Source organism: Leisingera sp. F5, from assembly GCF_001593695.1.
Genome location: NZ_LUKH01000305.1, coordinates 1 through 2978, shown reverse-complemented (window position 1 = coordinate 2978; position 2978 = coordinate 1). Strand labels below are relative to the sequence as shown.

The following is a 2978-nucleotide window of genomic DNA, read 5'->3' as shown; positions in this document are numbered from 1 at the left end:
CCAACACCTTTGCCGGGCGGCAGGCCTATGCCTGGCGGTTCCTGACGCTGGACGGCGGGCCTGCAGTGTCTTCTTCGGGGATGGAGGTGCGGGCGCATGGGCGCCTGAGTGATTGCAGCGGCAATCTGCTGATTTCGATGCCGTCCTATGACTTCCTGCGCCATGCCACCGCAACCACAGCACGCGCTCTGAAATCAGCGTCGCGCCGCTACAAAGTGCTGGCAGGCTTTGACACCGGCGCCTGGCTGCTGGCCCAGGCCGGTCTTCTGGACGGCAAGCGCGCCACCATCCATTGGGAGGAGTTGAGCCGCTTCACCGAGGCCTTTCCAGACGTACAGGCCGAGCGCGCCCGTCAGATATGGGACGGAAACCGCATCACCTGCACTGGCGCGCTTGCCGCCTTTGACACCATGATGGAGCTGATCGGCGAACAGCACGGTGCCGCGCTGCGGCTGGAAGTAGCGGCGCTGTTCATGGCGCCCGAAGCGACCGAAACCCAGGACCCGATCCTGGTGCGCGGCAAATCGGTTGCCCGTGCGGTTGCGGTGATGCAGGCCAATCTGGAAACGCCCTTGCCGATCGCTGCCGTGGCGAGAAAAGCGGGCCGCAGTCAGAAGGATCTGGAGGCCAGGATGAAGGCGGAACTGGGCGCAACGCCGCAGGCAGTTTACCGGCGGTTGCGGCTGATACAGGCCAGAAAGCTTGTGTTGGAGACTGGTTTGAGTGTCTCGGAAATTGCCCTGCGCTGTGGCTATGACGACCCGAGCGCCCTCACCCGGGCCTTCAAATCAGAGTTCGGAACCACGCCCCGCGCCTTGCGCAGCAGTTAGGCCTGCTTGGCCGCCATCCACAAGTTCAGCCGCCACAGCCCCCAAGCCAGCGGAATCGCCGCCAACCCGCCGATCACATAGGCCAGCGGCTCATCGGCAAAGGAATCGAACATCTGCGTATAGCCGTGGATCGCAGCAAAGGTCAGCGCCGAGTTGAACAATCCGCGCTGATGCCGCTGCGCAGCCCAGAAGATCACCACTGCCAGCACCGCCGCCCATAGCACGGAATAGACGCCTTCGGAGATGAACAGCGCGCCGTCCCGGAAGACATCGCGGGCAGCGGAGAAAGCCTCCCAATCCTCGTAGCCATCGCTGTTGCGGCCCGGCCCCCAAACGGTCTCGCCAACCACGTCGCCCCACAGCGAACCAACCAAGGCGCAGAGATTGGCCACCACAAATCCGAGGATCGCAAGGATACGCAAATGCCTTGCGTCCCGCTCCATCAGCCGGGCGGCGCCCCAAACGCACAGCACGATCAGCAGCACCATCTGCAGGATCGTCAGCGTCGATTCCGGCGAATAGAACACATAGGCCGCATGAAAGTAGCTGGTGCCGGTCTCTAGCATCTGGGCAAAGGGCGCAATTGCAAGCGCAGTGACAAAGCGCACATCCACCTGCCAGCCGGCTGCCGCCACAACCGCAGCATAGTAAAGCAGCATCAGATTTCGCTGCGGCGAGCCGATTTCATATTGCTGCAGCAGCAGCTCGATGCCCGCCAGATGCATCGCCAGCCCCATCAGCAGAATCGCGCCCAGCACGAAACCGGCCGACCAGGCTCCATGCCGCCAGCGCCAGACACAAATCGCAGTCACCAGCGCCCCGCCGGGCAGCATCACCCATCCGGCGATGTCCTCGTATTTGGCCACCAGCTCGATCCCGGCACCGCCCAGCAACATCCCCGCCCCAATCAGCGTGGCGGAGTTGCCGAACATCCGCAGCATCTCGCCGCCGCGCGCCAGCACCGCCAGCCCGCCGCCCAGCATCAGGATGCCCGTGACAGCCACCGCCAGCGGATCAGCCAGCCAGAAGATGAATCCGACGGTGGCGGCGATGATCCCGAAACACAGGATTGCGTTCACTGCCAGCGACACCATCACCTCGCGCGAGCGGGCCTCGATGGAGCTGGCCTGATCCGGAGTCAGCACCCCTTCTTCGACCAGAGCATTTGTATCGGTAATGGCGTGCATCAGCGGTCCCTCGCAACATCTCAAATGAACCCGCCCAGCATGGACCGGCCTTCGTTGCCGGGAAAGGGGAGGATTTCCCGCCGCTTACCCCTTGGGCCGGCTCGGAACCCAGGCGTAGCCGTTTTCACACAGGATATAGGCCTCCCTCAGGCCATGCGGTTTGTCCGTGGACGCCTGCAGAATGGTGAACCCCGATACCTCCGCCCTCACCACGGCATCATCCGGGTCGGTGTCATAGAGCCGGATCTCAATCCCGGCGCCGCGCGGCGGGTTTTCCGGCAACAGGCTCAGCAACGGGCTTTCCGCATAGGTGCCGTCGCTGTGAAGCTGGAACACCTGACCGCCATAGGTGACGATAGCAAAATCCTTGCTTACCTGATGGCACCTCATATCAAAAACAGTCTCTAGAAAGGCTACTTCCGCCGGAACATCCCGCACCAGCAGATTGATCCCGATCCCGCGCAAGGAGCGGCCGAAGCTTTCCGCATCTGTTGTTTCATAATCCATGAACCCAGTCTTCCCCGGATGCCACCCTGCGGCAACGCCAAATGGGTCAGCCTTCGGCACCTTTCCACCGCCCGGATGAAGCTTTGATGGCAAAACCAGCAATCCGCTTGCCTTCCCGCCCGCAATCGGAACAATTGGATTATGTCAGAATACATTTTTCCGAGCTGGCCCGACTCCGCCCCGCAATTGATCGACGTCGCAGCCGGCCGCGCGCTGGCGGATACAGTGATCCGGCAGGGGATCTGGGTCAATGTCCACACACGCGAGCAGCTGCCGGGCCATGATATCGCCATCGTGGCCGGCCGCATTGCTTATGTCGGGCCTGATGCCTCTTATTGCACCGGGCCTGAGACGCAGATCATAGAGGCGAATGGCCGATACATGATCCCGGGCCTCTGCGATGCCCATATGCATATTGAATCCGGCATGCTGACCCCGGCGGAGTTCGCCCGCG

Annotated in this window: 3 protein-coding genes and 1 pseudogene; 2 read left to right on the top strand and 2 right to left on the bottom strand. The window is 62.5% G+C overall.

From position 1 onward, the window contains the following. Positions 1-830, top strand: an 830-nt coding sequence (locus A2I95_RS29315; protein ID WP_291735551.1) for a GlxA family transcriptional regulator, incomplete at its 5' end; no start/stop codon positions are given. Here the strand turns inward: A2I95_RS29315 and A2I95_RS29310 are convergent. Both A2I95_RS29310 and A2I95_RS29305 read right to left on the bottom strand, forming a co-directional pair. Then, positions 827-2017 (bottom strand): hypothetical protein, encoded by a 1191-nt coding sequence (locus A2I95_RS29310; RefSeq protein WP_291735550.1) that lies wholly within the window; start codon positions 2015-2017, stop codon positions 827-829. The two genes, A2I95_RS29315 and A2I95_RS29310, sit on opposite strands and share 4 nt — an antisense overlap. A gap of 84 nt (positions 2018-2101) precedes the next feature. Then, positions 2102-2524 (bottom strand): glyoxalase, encoded by a 423-nt coding sequence (locus A2I95_RS29305; RefSeq protein WP_291735549.1) that lies wholly within the window; start codon positions 2522-2524, stop codon positions 2102-2104. Between the two features lie 141 nt (positions 2525-2665). Here A2I95_RS29305 and A2I95_RS29300 point away from each other — a divergent pair. Then, positions 2666-2978 (top strand): annotated as a pseudogene (locus A2I95_RS29300) (adenine deaminase); the annotation flags it as partial.